The following is a 14,810-nucleotide window of genomic DNA, read 5'->3' as shown; positions in this document are numbered from 1 at the left end:
GGGCCCACCCCAGCCGTTTGGCAGGGGCGGGCTCCGTCGACGTTATAAATCCAGCGCGGTCAGATCAAGATAGTGGGCCAGGTCACGCGTTTCTGCCCGGGGCAGATAGGGCAACTCCCCCAGCAGAGGAGCCGGAATTTTATCCCGCAGCACATCAATAATTTCTGCATAGTGCGCCAGGCCGGGGTTAATCCGGTTAGCCACCCAGCCTAAAAGCGGCAGACCGTCGTTGATTACCGCCTGCGCCGTGAGCAGCGCATGGCTGATGCAGCCCAGTTTAATGCCGACCACCAGCACCACTGGCAGCTGTTCCTGAACCGCCCAGTCAGACAGCGGACGCAGATCGTTCATCAGACTGCGCCAGCCGCCGGTCCCCTCCACCACAATATAGTCAGCCTGATCGTTCAGGGCATGCAGCCCGTGGCTTAAGGTTGCGTAACTGATCGGGGTTGCGCTGGTACTGATCTCATCGTCGAGCAGGGTGATGGGATTAATCGCCTGATACGGCAACTGTACGGATGAAGAACCCTGAAGAACCAGGGCATCCTTATTGCGTGGTCCTTCTTCCGTTTGCTGGCTGCTTTTAGCAACCGGTTTGTAGCCTACGGCGCGTTTATTGTTTGTCGCCAGCTTTTGTAACAACGCGCGCGATACCACCGTTTTTCCTACTTCAGTATCGGTTCCAGTGACAAATAAACGTTTCAACATGGGATGACTCCGACAGGCACAGCCTGGCCTCATTAATAATTTTCATACTCGGTAAATGAGCGAAAATTGTAGGGGAGTGCCGCCGGTCGGAGATTGCGTTAGCGCAATGTTTAGTGAATTTATCAGCCTTGTAGCAGTTTGATTAACAATGACCCGTTATAGAGCGCATCTTTGACCAGCGCTGCCCCCGGCATCGTGCCCAGATTAATAAAGGCGGTGGGTTCCACGCTGACAGCTTTACTGTAGCTGGGTAAGGCCTGTTGACGAATACAGGTCACTATTGCCGGGTAAAGGATGCTCTGCGCCCGGTTAAGCGGCGATCCGATGAGAATTTTCTGCGGATGGAACAGGTTGACCATCACCGCCACAATGCGCCCCACGCTGTTACCCACGCCGGAAATGATGTCGCAGGCAAGCTGATCCCCGGCCAGCGCGGCATCACAGAGGGCATCAATGGTTAACGACTGATTATGCAGCGTGGAACTCATGGAGGCCTGCATCCGCTGCGCGGCCAGCTCCAGCATGCTGTCCGTGCTGGCTACTGTTTCCAGGCAACCGTGATTGCCGCAGTAGCAGCGTTTGCCCCACGGATCGACCTGGGTATGGCCGATCTCCACCAGCGTGCTGCTGCCACCGTGCAGCAAGCGCCCCCCGGTGATCACCCCCGCGCCCACATTATGGTCAATCACCACCTGGAGGACATCGCGGGCATCCCGCGAGGCCCCAAACAGCGACTCGGCCATCGTCCAGGCGCAGATATCATGCTGAATATAGACCGGCAGACCGGTGTGGCTGGCCAGCGACGGGCCAAGCGGCATATCGTCCACGTCATAATAGGGCATCCGGTGCACAATCCCGGTCTGGCTGTTCATAATGCCCGGCAACGTGATAGCAATGGCGGTCAGGCGTTCCAGCTTGTGCTGGTGATGGATAAAGAACTGGTCGATCTGCTGGATGATGCGGGTCAGCAACGGCAGTGCGTCTTGCGCCGGCAGAGCAAACTGCTGCTCCACCACCATTTTACTGCTGAGGTCACGCAGGGCGAGTGTGATATCGCCAGCGCCGATGCGCACGGAAAGGAAATGCCAGGCCTGGGTGTCCAGCAGCAGTCCGACGGCCGGGCGGCCACGGCTTCCGGGCTCCTGAAACTCTGTCTCCTGCACCAGGTGGGCTTCCAGCATCTCCCGCACGATTTTGGTGATACTGGCCGGAGCCAGCTGCGCTTTTTTTGACAGCTCAATACGCGAGATAGGGCCAAACCGATCAATCAGTCTGTACACCGCTCCGGCATTAGTCTGTTTAATCTGGTCAATATGGCCAGGCTGACTGTCCGCAATCACACCCTACTCCCGCTTATTACCGTCAAAACAGCGTTTGTCGCTTTTCTGAACCAACCGACAGTCGTCAGAAACTGACGATGATGGCCGACCGATCGGCTCTTATTTTCGCGCTTCAAAATAAAGCATCCGGCTCATGGTGAAACACTTATCAGATGGCGTCAAATATTTGATTCGATATGTGATTTGCCGCACATAAACCACCTTCACCTGCTCATGTTTTCCGCTATTTATGCTGCGGTAACGGCAGCAAGAGTTTCATCATGGAGGCGACCACCGCCGGCATCTCCCGCTGCCGGGACCACACCAGCCACACTTCCGATTGCGCATCCTGCTCGGTCAGGGGTATCCACACCACGTCACTCAGCCGCACGCGGCGAAACGAAGCGGGAAGAATAGAGACGCCGAGTCCGGTAGACACCAGGCCAATAATGGTCATCGCTTCGCCCACTTCCTGAGCAATGTCGGGCTGGATTTGGTAACGCCCCAGCAGGTCGAGAATTTCGCCATACAGCGCGGTCCCCACCTGCGGGTCAAAAAAGACAAACGGTTCCTGCGCCAGCTCGCTCAGTGCAATACGCGGCCTGCCGGCAAGACGGTGGGCGCGGTGAACCAGCGCGAACATCGGCTCGCGCAGCAGCAGCTGATGATCGAGGCTTTCCGGCAGCAGCGTGTTGCGCATAACGCCCAGGTCAAGGCGTCCTTCGCTGAGCGGGGCCAGCTGCTGGCGGGTGTTGATCTCCTGCATCTGGATATGCACCGCAGGGAAGCGCTGGCGAAAGGTGAATAACGCATCGGAGACCACGGTAATAAAGGGGGCCGAGGAGGTGAAACCAATACGCAGCTCCCCTTCATCTCCGCGATGCAGCCGGGAGGCTTTATCGGCGGCCTGTTCGACCTGCTGCAGGATCTGACGGGCATCCTGCAGAAACTGCTTCCCGGCGGCCGTCAGCTGCACGCTGCGGTTGGTTCGGGCCAGCAGGCGAGCGCCAGTTTCCTTTTCCAGAATCTGGATTTGCTGACTGAGCGGAGGCTGCGAAATATTCAGCCGCTGGGCAGCCCGGCCGAAATGCAGTTCTTCCGCCACGGCGACAAAATAGCGCAGATGGCGCAGCTCTATATTCATAGGTTTAACATATCATTCGAGATTATTAATATATTAGACATCATAATCTCAGTTTCTTACCCTTTACAACGTCATCCCCCCATGAACTTGCTAAGGAACCGTTGTGAACCGCTCATCGCCTGCCGTCAGACCGCCCGCTTCTGCTGACCGGGCCACTCCCGCCCTCTCCGGCCAGCCAGCCGCGGATAAGAATATTTTGATAAAACGCGGAACCCCTCAGTTTATGCGCGTCACGCTGGCGCTGTTCTCCGCCGGTCTGGCGACCTTCGCCCTGCTTTACTGCGTACAGCCGATCCTTCCCGTGCTGTCGCAGGAGTTTGGCGTCTCCCCGGCGGCCAGCAGTATTTCCCTGTCGGTTTCTACGGGGATGCTGGCACTGGGCCTGCTGATCACCGGCCCGTTATCCGATGCGGTCGGACGTAAGTCGGTGATGGTCACCGCCCTGATGCTGGCGGCGATTTTCACCCTGCTTTCTGCCACCATGACCAGCTGGCACGGCATACTGATGATACGCGCGCTGATCGGACTCTCCCTAAGCGGCGTGGCCGCTGTGGGCATGACCTATCTGAGCGAAGAAATCCACCCAAGCGTGGTGGCGTTTTCCATGGGCCTGTACATCAGCGGGAACTCCATTGGCGGCATGAGCGGTCGATTACTCAGCGGGGTGATCACCGATTTTACCAGCTGGCGGGTGGCTGTGATGGCGATCGGCTGCTGCGCGCTGGCCTCCGCACTGATGTTCTGGAAAATCCTGCCGCCCTCCCGCCATTTTCGCGCGGCCTCGCTCAGGCCCCGCAGCCTGCTGATCAACTTTCGCCTGCACTGGCGTGACAGCGGATTACCGCTGCTGTTTGCCGAAGGTTTCCTGCTGATGGGAGCTTTTGTCACGCTGTTTAACTATATTGGCTACCGGCTGCTTTCACCGCCCTATTCAATGAACCAGGCGGTCGTCGGGCTGCTGTCGGTGGTCTACCTGACCGGGTCATGGAGCTCACCCAAGGCCGGCGCAATGACGGCAAAATATGGCCGCGCTGCGGTCCTGCTGTTTTCAACCGCGCTGATGCTCACCGGACTGCTGGTGACGCTGGCGACGAGTCTCTGGCTGATCCTGCCGGGCATGATGCTGTTTACCGCTGGATTTTTCGCGGCGCATGCCGTGGCCAGCGGCTGGATCGGCGCGCGCGCACGGCGCGCCAAAGGACAGGCCTCTTCATTGTATCTGTTCAGCTATTATCTGGGTTCCAGCGTGGCAGGAACGCTTGGCGGCGTATTCTGGCATCACTTTGGCTGGCACGGCATTACCGCCTTTATCTCCGCCCTGCTGATACTGGCGCTGCTGGCGGGCGCCCGCCTGCGGGGTAAAAAACTCTGATACGGTTCACCGTCGCCGGTCGGGAGGACAGGCGCTCCCGACAATCTCCGCTAAAAAATCCATCACCCGGATCGCCGCCGGTAAGCGCTTCAGTTCCGGGTAAGCCGCCAGCCAGATATCCCTGACCGGAGGCGGGGTTGCGACCGGCAGGGAAACCAGCGCAGTATCCGCCTCGCCCATAAAGCAGGGCAGCACTACGGCTCCCAGCCCGGTGCGGGCAGCCTGCTGCTGCGCCATCAGATCGCTGGCACGGAACACCACGGCGCGTCCCGCCAGCAGAGTGTTCAGCCATTGTTGCTGAGTGACATAATCGAGCCGATCTTCATAGGCGATAAACGTCCAGCGGTCCGGTGAGAGGGCGCTGAACGCGGGCGACGCATACAGTCCAAAGCGCATCGTGCCGATGCGCCTGATGAGCAGGTCAGGGTCGTCCGGGCGGGTCAGACGCACGGCAATGTCGGCTTCGCCCTTATCCAGCAGTGCGTGCCCGGACATGCCGGACAGCGAGAGCGTTACTCCCGGATGCTGATGCGAAAAGCGGCCCATTGCCGGGGCGATCAGCCGTGCGGCGACGGCGGGTGACGCGCTGACCCTGACCACCGTGTTTGTCGTAGCCGCCAGAGACTGGGCCTGCAGCTTAATGCGGTCGGCAATCCTGCCCATGTCTCCGGCAACCGCCGCGATCATCTCGCCGTGTGTGGTCAGGGTGGTACGCCGCGGCAGCCTTTCCGTCAGCCGCAGGCCGAGGGCGCTTTCCAGTGAAGCAATGCGCCGGCTCACTGTGGCGTGATCGACCTTCAGCGCTTTGGCCGCTGCCGACATCGAGCCATGACGCACCAGGGCGAGAAAATACGCCAAATCCTGCCAGTCCATCCCCTACCTCATATGCAAAAATTCACGTATATCGGTATTTTATACGCGTATTTTCCCGTTGCAGACAGTTATAAACTTCCCCTACTACTTAAACCCTGAGGAGAAGAAGATGCCCATCGCGATCAGCATCAGTCAGCCGGGAGGCCCGGAGGTGTTAAAACCGATTGAGGTGTATCCGGGAGAACCGGGCCCGGATGAAGTCCAGATCCGCCACGCCGTTATTGGCGTTAATTTTGTCGATATTTATTACCGCTCCGGCCTTTATCCCCTGCCGTCCTCTCCTGCGATACCCGGTTTTGAGGGGGCTGGCGTGGTCGTTGCCCGCGGGTGTCACGTTGAGGGGTTTTCCCCCGGCGATCGCGTTGCCTATACCGGTAACCCTTTGGGTGCATACTGCGAGTGCAGAAACATTCCTGCCGCGCGGCTGATAAAGATCCCCGAGGGAATAGATATGCGTACCGCCGGAAGTTCAATGCTGCGTGGCCTGACGGCGCATATGTTGCTGCATAAAGTCTGGCACGTACAGCCGGGCGAGTGGCTTCTGGTTCATGCCGCTGCCGGGGGGCTGGGTCAGTTGGTCACACGCTGGGCAACCCTTAAAGGCGCACGGGTCATCGGTACCACCAGTACGCCTGCCAGAGCCGCGCACGTATCAGCCGCCGGGGCGGTCAGTGTGCTGCTGCATACGGACCCCGACTGGGTCAGTCAGGTGGCTGAAATTACCGGGGGCTCCGGCGTACACTTTGCTGTAGACGGTATCGGCGGGAGTATGCTCTCCGCGACGCTCGGCGTCGTGCGCCCGTTCGGTATGGTGGCCAGTATGGGCCAGCCGGCGGGCCCCATCCCTCCGGTACCGGTTGAGGATTTAGGCTTCAGCCGCTCCATCGCCCTGATGCGCCCGAGCTCGATAGCCTACGCTGACGATGCTGTGCTGTACCAACGGGGAGCGGCAGACCTGATGGCCGCCCTGCAAAACGGACTGATCAACCCTGTCGGCGCTGAGTTTCCCCTGATGGAAGCAGGACGGGCCCATGCCAGTCTTGAAGCCGGCCACACGACGGGCAGCGTGATCCTGACGGTCTGACAGCCGCACAGTCTTAGCAGGTAGTGTCCGGGGGACGCCCTGCTGTTTCCCGGCAACCTGACGAGTGCAGTACCGCCCTTTTTCGCTGCGGACGCAAAAAACGCGTTTGCTGATGTTCATCTCCGGTTTCTCCTGCTATAGTCATTAGTATGTTGTAACTAATGGAGGTCTGATGACACGTTACGATGCCGTTGATCAACTTCATCACTGTGTCAGTCAGCTGGAGCAGGAACTGGCGGTGCTGCAGCAGCAGATCCTAGCCCTGCGTCTGCTGGCCGCCCGGGTGTTTGAACTGCCGGGGGTGGAGAAAGGAAAAGAGCACGACCCACTAACCCAAGTGGCCGTGACACAGCTGACCGGTACAAAGGCGCTTGAACGCACCCTGACCCATTACGGCCGTCTTTTTATGCAACATCAGTCGGAGAAACTGAGTACTAAAGCCGCTGTACGCCTGCCTGGTGCCGTCTGCCTTGAGGCCGATGGCGCGCAGGCTGCCCTGCTGCACCAGCAGGTGGCGACGATTAATCAGCTAAAACAGCGGCTGGAACAGATCATCACGGTAGAGTCTGGCCTGCCCGCCGAGGAGCGTTTTGAGTTTGTCCACCGCCATCTGCGCGGGCTGATCACGCTGAATGCCTACCGCTCACTGACTCTGCTGGATGCGCCGGACTCCGTGCGCTTTGGCTGGGCCAACAAACATATCATCAAGAATGTCAGCCGCGACGAGATGCTGGCAACGCTGCAAAAAAGCCTGAAGGCCGGCCGGGCCGTTGCCCCGTGGACGCGCGAACAGTGGGCAGAACGCATCGCTGATGAAATAGACGCGGTGAAATCGCTGCCCGCCGGGGCGGCGCTGAAGATCAAACGTCCGGTGAAGGTTCAGCCGATTGCGCGGGTGTGGAACAGCCAGGACAGGAAACAGACCCAGCTGGCCTGCCCTTCTCCCCTGCTGGTGCTGTGCCCGGACGCCAATAGCGTGCCGGCGCTGGGGGAACTGTTAAATTACGATGCCGCCAGGGTGACGCACCGCTACAAACCCGATGCCCAGCCGTTATTTTTGCTGATCCCGCGCCTGCATCTGTATACCGATCGGCTGGTTTAACATAAAAAAAAGCGGGACGACCGATAAGCCGGTCGTCCCGCCTGGCCAGAGAGGGTATCCGGCGTTACACCTTCATGCTGCCGACCATCGCTTCCGGACGCACCCAGGCATCAAACTCTTCTTCCGTCAGATAACCGAGCTTCAGCGCCGATGCTTTCAGCGTCAGCCCTTCTTTATGCGCTTTCTTGGCTATTTCTGCCGCTTTATCGTAGCCGATATGGGTGTTCAGCGCCGTTACCAGCATCAGGGACTCGTTCAGCAGCTGGCTGATGCGGTCACGATTTGGCTCAATGCCGATGGCACAGTGGTGGTTAAAGCTGTCCATCCCGTCGGCCAGCAGACGCACCGACTGCAGGAAGTTATGGATCACCATCGGGCGGTAGACGTTGAGCTCGAAGTTACCGGATGCCCCACCGATGTTCACCGCCACATCGTTACCCATCACCTGGCAGCAAAGCATGGTCATGGCTTCACACTGGGTCGGGTTGACTTTACCCGGCATGATCGAGCTGCCCGGCTCGTTTTCCGGAATGGCGATCTCGCCGATGCCGCAGCGCGGGCCGGAAGACAGCCAGCGTACGTCGTTGGCGATTTTCATCAACGAGGCTGCCAGGCCTTTCAGCGCCCCGTGGGCGTGTACCAGCGCATCGCAGGTCGCCAGGGCTTCAAATTTGTTTGGCGCGGTGACAAACGGCTGTTTCGTCAGTTCAGCCAGCTCTTTTGCCACGCGGACGGCATATTCCGGGTGCGTATTCAGTCCGGTACCCACAGCGGTGCCGCCCAGCGCCAGTTCAGCGACGTGGGGAATGCTCTGCTCGATGTGCTTAAGATTGTGGTTAAGCATCGCTACCCAGCCGGAGATCTCCTGGCCCAGGGTTAGCGGCGTGGCATCCTGCAGGTGGGTACGGCCAATTTTCACGATGTCTTTAAACGCCTCTGCCTTTTCATTCAGCGTTTGATGCAGTTTTTTCAGTTCGGGGATCAGGTGTTCCTGTACCGCAACCACTGCCGCCACATGCATGGCCGTCGGGAAGACGTCATTCGAACTCTGGCTTTTATTGACGTCATCGTTAGGATGCACCAGGCGCGACATACCGCGTTCGCCACCGAGGATCTCGCTGGCGCGGTTGGCCAGCACCTCGTTCATGTTCATATTGGTTTGCGTACCGGAACCGGTCTGCCAGATGGCCAGCGGAAACTCGCCAGGATGCCTGTCGGCCAGCACTTCATCGGCGGCCTGAATAATGGCTCCACTGCGATCGTCAGGTAGCAGCCCGAGGTCGTTGTTCACTTTGGCCGCTGCACGCTTGGTCAGCGCCAGGGCATACACCAGCTCAACCGGCATTTTTTCTGTGGAGATACGGAAGTGTTCCAGCGAACGCTGCGTTTGCGCCCCCCAGAGTTTGTCGGCAGGGACATCAATCGGTCCCATTGAATCTTTTTCAACGCGGTTGGCAGCCATTCCTGTCTCCTTTGGCACAACGTATAATAGGGTCGCGCTTTAGCCCGACACGGCGGTCAAAAGCGCGGCAATAGTCTGACACAGAGAGGGATACGATTATGCGACTCATTCGCGTTTATTGCATCCCGATTGTTCTTCCAGTGTAGTTTTCTGTTTTAATACTGCCAGTAACCGCTGAATGGCCAGGGAGAAAGAATGCAAAAGTTAATCAATTCGGTGCAACAGTACGCCTGGGGCAGTAAAACAGCCCTGACGTCGCTGTACGGCATCGCGAATCCGACCCAGCAGCCGATGGCTGAATTATGGATGGGAGCGCATCCGAAGAGCTCGTCGCAGGTGATGGTGGATGGCCAGCCGCGTGCGCTGCGCGATCTGATTGATGCTGACAAAGCCGGTCTGTTAGGCGAAAGCGTGGCCCGTCGCTTTGGCGAGCTGCCCTTTTTATTCAAAGTCCTGTGCGCCGATCAGCCGCTGTCGATCCAGGTACATCCCAGTAAAGCCGCCGCTGAAGCAGGCTATGCGCGTGAAAATGCTGCCGGCATTCCGCTGGATGCCGCGACGCGAAACTATAAAGATGCCAATCATAAACCCGAACTGGTCTATGCCCTGACGCCGTTTAAAGCGATTAATGGTTTTCGCCCTCTGTCAGACATTGTCTCACTGCTGCAGCCGTTAGCCGGTGCGCATCCGGCGATTGCCCATTTTCTGAATCATCCCGACACCGCCTCTCTTTCCGCGCTGTTTGCTGCCCTGCTCTCGCTGAAGGGGGAAGAGAAGTCGCTGGCGCTGGATATTTTGCAGGCCACCGTCGCCAGCCAGCACGGCGAGCCCTGGCAGACGATTGCCGACATCGCCGGGGTCTATCCCGATGACTGCGGTCTGTTTGCGCCCCTGCTGCTGAATGTCATCACTCTGCAGCCTGCCGAGGCGATGTTTCTGTTCGCCGAAACCCCACACGCGTACCTGCATGGTGTGGCGCTCGAGGTGATGGCGAACTCCGATAATGTACTGCGCGCCGGGTTGACGCCGAAATACATTGACGTGCCGGAGCTGCTGGCCAACCTGCGATTTGACTCCCGCGCCGCCGGTACGCTACTGACCACGCCGCAGCAGGAGGGTGCCACGCAGCACTTCCCCATCCCGGTGGAGGATTTTTCTTTTTCCATTCACGCGCTCGACACCCCGCCGCTCACCGTCAGCCAGCAGAGCGCCGCGATTATCTTCTGTATCGATGGGCAGGCGACATTGAACTGTGGCGGGCAGTCGCTGTCACTACAAGCGGGTGAGTCAGCCTTTATTAGCGCCCGTGAGTCGCCGCTCACGCTGAGCGGAAACGGTCGCGTGGCCCGGGTATTTAACGAACTACCGAATTGCGGCTGACGCCGCTGGCCATAATTGCTAATATTATCCACGAATTATTAAAAACGCCGTCAGGCGTTTTTTATCGCCAAAAGGCAACCTGCAGGACCTGAACAGGTTTCCGGTGTTTGTGAACAGTAAAAGGATGCTATTACAGATGAAAAAAACAAAGATTGCTGTGGGTGTGGTTATTGCTCTTGGCGTAGTCTGGACTGCCAGTGCCTGGATGACGGGCAAGCAGTTAGAAAAAAACATGGATCAGGTCGTTCAACAGGCTAATGCACAGATTCAGAAAAGCGCACCGGAAAGCCGTCTGAAATTAAGTTATCAGGACTTCGAGCGTGGCATCTTCAGCAGCCATGCGCGTTTTGTCCTGCAGTCAAGCTCACAAACGGAAGATAACTCCCTGCTGAAACCGGGACAGAGCATCATCTTCAGTGAAAATATTGACCACGGCCCTTTCCCCCTGGCTCAGTTGAAAAAATTCAATCTGACCCCGAGCATGGCCTCTGTTCACACCGAGCTTGAAAACACCGAGGCGGTGAAGAAGCTGTTTGAGATCGCCAAAGGGAAATCCATTATTCAGGCTGAAACCCGCATTGGTTACGGCGGCAGCACTGATTCCGCTATCACCCTGCTGCCTGCGGATTACAGCAAACCCGAATCCGGTGAGCGTTTTGCCTTCGATGGTGGCACCCTGAACATCAGCGCGGATGGGGAAGGCAATAAAGTCGACTTCAGCAGTGACATCAACAGCCTGGTGATGTCCTCCCGCAATGAGCTGGATATGCCGGTTCTGGTCACGCTTAACGGCCTGAAGGTCGATGCCAACACCCACCTCAGCCCGGAAGGTGTGCGCATTGGCGATCAGACGATTAATCTGACAAAGCTGACTGCAGCGGTTGACGGTAAAGAAGCGATGGTGGCCGAAGGGCTGAAAGGGAAATCAAACTTTGATTCCACTAACAACCGCGTTTCTGGTCTGATTGACTACACCCTTGACGGACTTAAGCTGCAGGGACAGAGCTTTGGTCAGGGCAAGCTGGCGATTAAGCTGGACGGGTTTGATGGTAAGGCACTGAAAACTTTCTCTGAAACCTATAACCGTCAGGTGCAGGCACTGACCAGCGACCCGGCGCTGCAGGAAAACCCAGAGCTGTATCAGCAGCGCGTCTCCGAACTGCTGACGCAAAACGTGGCACTGCTGCTGAAGGGGTCGCCTTCCGTCAGCATCGCGCCGTTTAGCTGGAAAAATGACAAAGGTGAAAGTAGCTTCAACCTGAATGCCCAGTTCAAAGATCCGGCCGCCACCACGGCTCCTGCGCAGAATCTGGGTCAGCAGGTGGACAGCGTGCTGAAATCGCTGGATACCACGCTGACCATCTCCATGCCGATGGCCACTGAAATGATGACTCACGTCGCCATGTCAGAAGGTTACAAGCAGGAAGATGCCGCGAAGCTGGCCGATCAGCAGGTGAAAGGTCTGGCTGCGATGGGACAGATGTTTAAACTGACCACGCAGAAGGATAACAACATCACCACCGGCCTGCAGTACAGCACCGGACAGGTCACCATGAACGGTGAAAAAATGCCGCTGGAACAGTTCCTCTCCCGCTATATGCTGGGTGGCGGTATTGCACCGGAAGGTATGCCGCAGTAAACCGCGTTAATGAACGGGCCGCTTCTGCGGCCCGTTTCTTTTACAGTGCCTGGGGGTCAGATTCTAACAGCACCCCGGTACCAAAATCTGGCAGCGAATGCTGGCGCAGATAATCCGCAAAGGATACCCGCGAATTCTCTTTTTCCCATGCTGCCTGTAGCTTACCGAGCAAATCGGTTGATTTCGCCATCTGTTGCGGCGTGGTCGTATCCGATGCCAGCCAGCCTTTCACATACTTTTGCTCACGGGTTGAGGTTGTCGCTGACTGATCCAGCATGGCCGACACCAGAGCGCCCTGACGATACTGCACATCAGTGGTGCTTTCCGCTTTGTCATCAATCTGGGTAAAGAGGTAATTCTGCGAGTTTCTGTCCGTCGTCAGGTTGAGCGACGATCCGGACGTTAACGGTTTATGGTAGCTGGCCGTCAGATGCGACTGTTGTTTCTGCGTAAAATGCCGATTCTGATCGCTGGTGCCCGTGATCGTCGTGGCCTGAGACACGCTGTAAGAGAACGTATCAACTTCGTTCAGACGCATCGGGTTAGGGGTGGCCGGCGCTTGCGTCACGGAAGCCTTAAAGTCTGCCAGGCCGGTCAGCATGTTTTTATCTGAACGCGTCAGTGAGATAAAGAGGGTCTGCTGACTGTTTCTAGAGGGAGAGGCACTGTCGCTGTAATGCGTATTCAGCGCAGTAAACGCATCCCTGAACATCGTCATCAACGTACTGTTACCCGCTCCCCGGCTTTCCGCACGGTCAAACTGCGTCAGATACTGACTGAGCGCGCGTTGCTGCTGGCTCTCGCTGCCGTGAAGGGCTCTTTTGCTCATGTCCACGCTGATATCAACAGTGCCCAGGCTGCCGGTCGATTTTACCGAACGGGTCTGGCTGTCTGCGTGGAAATCCAGCGTCAGCTTATTCTCACCCGCGACGGTTGCATGCAGGTCCACTGATGTCAGTACCGAAGTATTAAATTTCGTCAGCGCACTGAGATCCAGCCGTGGCGGCTGAGCCGTCAGTCCATCCAGCGCTTTCTGGAAACTGTCAGACAGTTTTTCCAGCGCCGCCCGTTCAGCTTCGTTGAGCGTTCCCTCCTTCACGGCGATCTGCATGCCGGTGCCATTGCTACCGGGCGTCAGTTCGACCCGCGCACCGCTGGACGTTTTGACACTCAGGGTACCCTGACTTTCACTGGAAGCGGGGGCAACAAACAGGCGTGGTGGTGAATAGACCGGTGAGGCGTTCCTGGTCTGCCCCAGCGTGACCTCAGTAGACGATGAGGCGATCGCCTGCGCGGGTTCTGCCTCAGATACGGACCTGGTGAGCGTCGTCGCATTGAGCAACGAAGTGCTTAGAGACAGGTTTCCAACCGATGAAATAACAGTCATTGTGCAATCCCTTGGTTTACGCCAGCGCGTCACAGTTGATGTGGTAGTTCTGTGACTATTTTCGGTAAAACATCAGAAAACTTTAATGATAGATGCTTCAGACAGGGAAGGAACAGGAGGTGACAAACGCTACGCCATTAACTGCGGAGATAAAATGATGTGCTGGGGCGCATCATCCGGGTGCGCTATTTTTTGCAAAAGTCGCGCCGCCGCACTTCGGCCAATATCCCGCGCGGTACTGCTAACGAAGGTCAGAGCCGGGTCATCCAGCGCGGCATCGGCGACATCGCTGAACCCCACCAGTGCCATCTGCCGGTCATAATAGCTCCCCACGGCGTCTTTGCTGATAGTGCGCCCGCTGCGCTGTACGCCTAAATAGCAGCCGAGTGTCACGGCGGCGTTATGGCACAGGATGGCGGTTATGCCCGGATACTGCAGCAGTAACTGCTCCGCCTGCGCCGGGATCTCCCGGGGATGTGCGCATCCTTCAATGATCCACTCACTGCGAAAAGGCAGCCCGAACTGCAACAGCGTGGCGCAGTATCCGCCAATGCGTTCTGCGCGGGTTAATGACGCACCAGATCCGCCCAGCAGCGCAATGCAGCGATGGCCGCGGGCGATCAGGTATTCCGTCGCCATTTTTGCCGCAGCATGATTATCCGGCCGCACCGAATCAGTCTGTTCCAGACTACTGGCGCGCGATGCGCAGAGGACGGCGATATTCTTCTCCTGCGCTTTGCGGATCAGAGGGCCGGTGTCGCCGCCGCCACCACCCAGAACGATGCCTTCCACGCCCTGTTCCACCAGCGAATCAAAACAGCGCTCAAGATGCTGGCCCTGTGCACCGCTTTGCGTCAGAAACAGCACTTTTCCCTGCTGCTCCAGCGTCTCACTCAGCCCGGCGGTCATTTCAGCGTAAAACGGGTGACAGATATCGCGCACGATCAGGCCCACGACGCCGCTTCCACCGCCGCGCAGCATGCTGGCAGAACGATTACGCACAAACCCCAGCGCTTCAGCCGCGCGGTTAACGCGCGCGGTCGTAACGGCAGAGATCCGCCCCTTACCGGACAGCGCCAGCGAAACCGTCGTCACCGACACACCGGCTTCGGCGGCTACATCATGGATGGTGATTTTCTTCTGAGACATCATTTTCTCATGGAATGGTTCAGCCGTGTGCGAACAGCAGGAACGCTAAAGGTAAAACGTGACAGGCCGATTGTCGCAGAGAAAAGGTCCCCTCGCCAGAACCCTGTGATCTGTCACTCGTTTTTAAAAGGTAAAACGTTTTATCTTATTTTACCTCAGCAACCGCTGAGCACGAATTCGCCAGGAGAGCG

The 14,810-nt window shown here is 57.7% G+C and carries 12 protein-coding genes; 5 read left to right on the top strand and 7 right to left on the bottom strand.

All coding sequences use genetic code 11. The features are described 5' to 3' along the window. Positions 1-42: 42 nt before the first annotated feature. The 3 genes from bioD to IFU29_RS00915 all read right to left on the bottom strand — a co-directional run bounded on the left by bioD (position 43) and on the right by IFU29_RS00915 (position 3,171). Entirely contained in the window at positions 43-708 is a 666-nt protein-coding gene (gene bioD / locus IFU29_RS00925; RefSeq protein WP_191932252.1) for a dethiobiotin synthase, read from the bottom strand. A gap of 122 nt (positions 709-830) precedes the next feature. Further along, positions 831-2,048 (bottom strand): sugar metabolism global transcriptional regulator Mlc, encoded by a 1,218-nt coding sequence (mlc, locus tag IFU29_RS00920; RefSeq protein ID WP_191932251.1) that lies wholly within the window; start codon positions 2,046-2,048, stop codon positions 831-833. A 223-nt stretch (positions 2,049-2,271) separates the two neighbouring features. Beyond that, positions 2,272-3,171, bottom strand: a complete 900-nt coding sequence (locus tag IFU29_RS00915; protein WP_191932250.1) for a LysR family transcriptional regulator — start codon at positions 3,169-3,171, stop codon at positions 2,272-2,274. 103 nt (positions 3,172-3,274) lie between these two features. Between IFU29_RS00915 and IFU29_RS00910 the strand changes: the two genes are divergently transcribed. Further along, on the top strand, positions 3,275-4,543 hold the full coding sequence (locus IFU29_RS00910; RefSeq protein ID WP_191932249.1) for an MFS transporter: 1,269 nt from the start codon (positions 3,275-3,277) through the stop codon (positions 4,541-4,543). 6 nt (positions 4,544-4,549) lie between these two features. Here IFU29_RS00910 and IFU29_RS00905 read toward each other — a convergent pair whose 3' ends face one another. Next, positions 4,550-5,416, bottom strand: a complete 867-nt coding sequence (locus IFU29_RS00905; protein WP_191932248.1) for a LysR family transcriptional regulator — start codon at positions 5,414-5,416, stop codon at positions 4,550-4,552. 109 nt (positions 5,417-5,525) lie between these two features. Between IFU29_RS00905 and IFU29_RS00900 the strand changes: the two genes are divergently transcribed. Further along, entirely contained in the window at positions 5,526-6,500 is a 975-nt protein-coding gene (locus IFU29_RS00900) for a quinone oxidoreductase family protein (RefSeq protein ID WP_191932247.1), read from the top strand. Positions 6,501-6,672: 172 nt separating this feature from the next. Next, positions 6,673-7,602: a DNA replication terminus site-binding protein gene (gene tus, locus IFU29_RS00895; RefSeq protein ID WP_191932246.1), complete on the top strand. Its 930-nt coding sequence runs from the start codon at positions 6,673-6,675 to the stop codon at positions 7,600-7,602. Between the two features lie 64 nt (positions 7,603-7,666). Here tus and fumC read toward each other — a convergent pair whose 3' ends face one another. Beyond that, positions 7,667-9,064, bottom strand: coding sequence for a class II fumarate hydratase (gene fumC / locus IFU29_RS00890; RefSeq protein ID WP_191932245.1), 1,398 nt, complete (start codon positions 9,062-9,064; stop codon positions 7,667-7,669). Between the two features lie 195 nt (positions 9,065-9,259). On the opposite strand from fumC, the gene manA reads away from it, so the two are divergent. Both manA and IFU29_RS00880 read left to right on the top strand, forming a co-directional pair. Continuing rightward, complete coding sequence (gene manA / locus IFU29_RS00885) at positions 9,260-10,444, top strand: mannose-6-phosphate isomerase (protein ID WP_191932244.1); 1,185 nt, start codon at positions 9,260-9,262, stop codon at positions 10,442-10,444. A gap of 136 nt (positions 10,445-10,580) precedes the next feature. Then, complete coding sequence (locus tag IFU29_RS00880; protein ID WP_191932243.1) at positions 10,581-12,083, top strand: YdgA family protein; 1,503 nt, start codon at positions 10,581-10,583, stop codon at positions 12,081-12,083. A 40-nt stretch (positions 12,084-12,123) separates the two neighbouring features. On the opposite strand, the gene IFU29_RS00875 is transcribed toward IFU29_RS00880, so the two are convergent. Both IFU29_RS00875 and malI read right to left on the bottom strand, forming a co-directional pair. Next, on the bottom strand, positions 12,124-13,470 hold the full coding sequence (locus tag IFU29_RS00875; RefSeq protein ID WP_191932242.1) for a hypothetical protein: 1,347 nt from the start codon (positions 13,468-13,470) through the stop codon (positions 12,124-12,126). A 129-nt stretch (positions 13,471-13,599) separates the two neighbouring features. After that, positions 13,600-14,619 (bottom strand): Mal regulon transcriptional regulator MalI, encoded by a 1,020-nt coding sequence (gene malI / locus IFU29_RS00870; protein WP_274604271.1) that lies wholly within the window; start codon positions 14,617-14,619, stop codon positions 13,600-13,602. Between the last annotated feature and the right edge of the window lie 191 nt (positions 14,620-14,810).

It is taken from the genome of Erwinia persicina (genome assembly GCF_014838825.1).
In the GTDB taxonomy this organism is placed as follows: domain Bacteria; phylum Pseudomonadota; class Gammaproteobacteria; order Enterobacterales; family Enterobacteriaceae; genus Erwinia; species Erwinia persicina_A.
The sequence above is the reverse complement of the archived record's forward strand: the minus strand, read 5'-3'. Positions and strand labels throughout refer to the sequence as shown.